Source organism: Saccharomonospora iraqiensis subsp. iraqiensis (assembly GCF_000430445.1).
In the GTDB taxonomy this organism is placed as follows: Bacteria; Actinomycetota; Actinomycetes; order Mycobacteriales; family Pseudonocardiaceae; genus Saccharomonospora; species Saccharomonospora iraqiensis.
Genome location: NZ_KE387089.1, coordinates 2210 through 5449, shown reverse-complemented (window position 1 = coordinate 5449; position 3240 = coordinate 2210). Strand labels below are relative to the sequence as shown.

3 protein-coding genes and 1 pseudogene are annotated in these 3240 nt (G+C 72.2%); 2 read left to right on the top strand and 2 right to left on the bottom strand.

Features of this window, described 5'->3' with window-relative positions; genetic code table 11:
* The coding region (locus ACTIR_RS0112210; protein ID WP_026454498.1) for a succinic semialdehyde dehydrogenase at positions 1-1519 on the top strand (1519 nt) is incomplete at its 5' end.
* Between the two features lie 129 nt (positions 1520-1648).
* Here the strand turns inward: ACTIR_RS0112210 and ACTIR_RS0112205 are convergent.
* Positions 1649-1858, bottom strand: coding sequence for a DUF397 domain-containing protein (locus tag ACTIR_RS0112205; protein ID WP_007024753.1), 210 nt, complete (start codon positions 1856-1858; stop codon positions 1649-1651).
* A gap of 2 nt (positions 1859-1860) precedes the next feature.
* Positions 1861-2748, bottom strand: coding sequence for a helix-turn-helix domain-containing protein (locus tag ACTIR_RS0112200; RefSeq protein ID WP_026454497.1), 888 nt, complete (start codon positions 2746-2748; stop codon positions 1861-1863).
* Between the two features lie 214 nt (positions 2749-2962).
* On the opposite strand from ACTIR_RS0112200, the pseudogene ACTIR_RS23035 reads away from it, so the two are divergent.
* A pseudogene (locus ACTIR_RS23035) lies at positions 2963-3240 on the top strand (hypothetical protein); the annotation flags it as partial.

Below are 3240 nucleotides of genomic sequence, written 5' to 3'. Positions count from 1 at the left end.
GACCCTGCTCGCCCGGGTCCGGTCCGGCGCGGACGCCACGTCGGTCACCATGACGGCGCCGTTCACCGGCCTGCCGAGCGCGGTGCTGCCGCAGGGCACCGACCCGCACACCCGGTCGGTCTTCGCCGACGCGCGGCGTGCCCAGACGTCGTGGGCACGCCGTCCCGCCGCCGAACGGCAGCGCATCCTCACGCGCCTGCACGATCTCGTGCTCGACCAGCAGGACGAGGGTCTCGACCTCATCCAGGTCGAGGCGGGCAAGGCACGGATCGACGCCTTCGACGAGATCAGCGCGACGGCGCTGGTGTCGGCCTACTACGGCAGGCACAGCGCACGGCTGCTCGCGCCCCGCCGTGCACCCGGGGCCCTGCCGGTGCTGACCCGGGCCACCCGGGTGCAGCAGCCCAAGGGCGTGGTCGGCGTCATCTCGCCGTGGAACTACCCGTTGGCGCTGACCGCGATGGACGTCCTGCCCGCCCTGGCCGCGGGCAACACCGTCGTGCAGAAGCCGGACAACCAGACCGCCCTGTCGGCCCTGTGGCTGCACGAGCTCGCCGAACGCGCGGGGCTGCCCGCCGACGCGTGGCAGATCGTGCTGGGCCGGGGTTCGCGGATCGGCGACGCGCTCGTCGAGGAGTCGGACTACGTCTGCTTCACCGGGTCGACCCCGACGGGCAAGACCCTCGCCGGCACGATCGCGCAGCGGCTGACGTCCTACTCCCTGGAACTGGGCGGCAAGAACCCGATGATCGTGCTGCCGGACGCCGACGTGGACAAGGCGGCCGCGGGCGCGGTCGCCGCGTGCTTCTCGTCGGCGGGTCAGCTGTGCGTGTCGGTGGAGCGCATCTACGTCCACGAGAGCATCCGCGCGCGGTTCCTGGACGCCTTCGCCGCGCGGACCCGGGCGCTGAAACTCGGGAGCACCCTGGACTACCGCGCCGACATGGGCTCGCTGACCTCGACCGAACAGCTCGACACCGTCTCCGCCCACGTCGACGACGCCCGTTCCGCGGGCGCCACCGTGGTCACCGGCGGCCGGGCACGCGGTGACGTGGGCCCGCTGTTCCACGAGCCCACGATCCTCACCGACGTGCCCGCCCACGCGCGGGTGTTCGCCGACGAGACGTTCGGCCCGGTGGTGTCGGTCTACGGCTACTCCGAGGTGGACGAGGCGGTCGACCGGGCCAACGACACCCCGTTCGGCCTGAACGCGAGCGTGTGGGGCCGTGACACCCGGGCCGCCTCCGCCGTGGCGACCCGGCTGAAGGCGGGCACCGTTAACGTCAACGAGGGGTACGCCGCCACCTTCGGCACCGTCGGGGTCCCGATGGGCGGGATGAAGGAGTCCGGTGTGGGCAGGCGCAACGGCGCCGAGGGACTGCTCAAGTACACCGAGAGCCAGTCGATCGCGGTGCAGCGGGGCCTGCGGTTGCGTCCCCCGCGGGGACTGCCGCCCGCACTGTGGGCGAAGGGGATGACGGCGGGGATGAAGCTGCTCCGCCGGCTGCCGCGCCGCTGACACCACCCGGCCACCGCCGACCGTCCGTGGTTCGTCTCCTCACCTCCGGCCGAAGGGGTGGGCCGAAGGTGAGGAGACGACGTCACGGGCGTGCCCGCCGGGGGGCGTCCCGCCGCGGTCCGGTCCCGGTCAGCGGAGGTCGAGCTCCCCGCTCCGGGCCGCCGCCACCAGCGCGTCCCACTCCGCCGCGGGCACGGTCAGGAAACCCCCCGCGGGGTTCTTCGAGTCCCGCACGGCGGCACCGTCGCCGGTGAAGGCGACCTCGACGCAGTCGTTGCCCCCACCGCTGTGGCTGCTCTTGCGCCACGAGAGCCCGGTCGAGTCGGTCCTGATGGGCATGGTCACTCCTTCGTCCGCTCCACATCGGAGGTGTCACTGCCACTGTCGAACCGCCACGCGGCACCGGTGATCACGTCCACCGAGTCGTCCGGCTTGAGCGCGGCGGCCCGCAAATGATCGAACATGAGGGCGTAGCGGCGCACGTCGGACTCCATCTCCAGATAGAGTCCGCTGCTCGTGCTGTCCACATAGACCACGTCCGGATCGGCCTGTTCCGGGAAACCGAGGATGAGGAACGGCCCCTCCATCCCCGGGTGGGCGCCCGCGCCGAACGGGACGACCTGGACGGTGACGTGCGGCGAACGCGCGGCCTCGGCGAGCCGGGACAACTGCTCGGCCATCACCTCCGGACCACCGACCACACGGTGCAGGACCGCTTCGTCGACCACGGCCCAGTATTCCGGCGGGTTCTCCTCGCTCAGCAACCGTTGCCGGGCGCGCCGCGCGGCGACCCTGCGCTCGATCTCGGACTCCTCCGCACCGGGACGCATCGCCCGGATGACCGCCCGGGCGTACCGTTCGGTCTGCAGCAGTCCGGGGACGAGCAGCGCCTGGTACGCCCGCAGTGAGCTGGCGTCGGCCTCGAGTCCGACGAACGCCCCGGTGAAGACCTCGTTGTAGGCGTGCCACCAGCCGCGTTTGCGTGCCTCCCGGGCGAGCTGGACCAGGGCCTCCTGTTCGTCGCCCGTGACGCCGTACAGCTCCAGCATGTCGCGGGCGTCCCGCGGCGTCACCCCCACCTGGCCGGTCTCGATGCGACTGACCTTCGAGGCGGAACACTCGAGCCGGTCGGCGACGTCGTCGATGGTCAGCTGCGCGGCCTCGCGGAGCCGTCGTAGTTCACCCGCCAGCCTGCGCCGCCGCACCGTCGGGCCGTGGCCTCGCGTCATCACTCCACCTCCGGTTCCCCGCGCTGTCGGACCCCGCTCCGGCAGCGTCGTCGCGCACATCCAATCACCACGGGCAAGCCGGACCGGCGTGGCGAGACCCTCGGTAACACCGCGGCCCCCGATCGACGGACTGCAAATTGCAGCCGGCGGTTGTATGCTGCCTCGTGCTCCGCGGCGCAACAACCGTTCCACAACGCGAACATCGGGAGATCACGTGGCCGGGCGCGACCCCAGCATCGTCACTCCACTCCAGGCGAGCGTGCACCGCAGACTCGACGAGATCACGCACTCGGGCGGCGAGACCTCCCCCGGCGTCCGCGCCGAACTGGACGGTCTGAACGTCGCCCTGCTCGCCGGCGCCCTGAAGACCGTTCTCGCCGACCACCGGGTCGAGCCGAGCGGCCACTGCACCGTCTGCCACGGCAGACGCAGACCGTTCCTCCGCAGGCGGGGGGCGCTGCCGTGCCGCGCCTACCTCGCCGTCCAGATCGC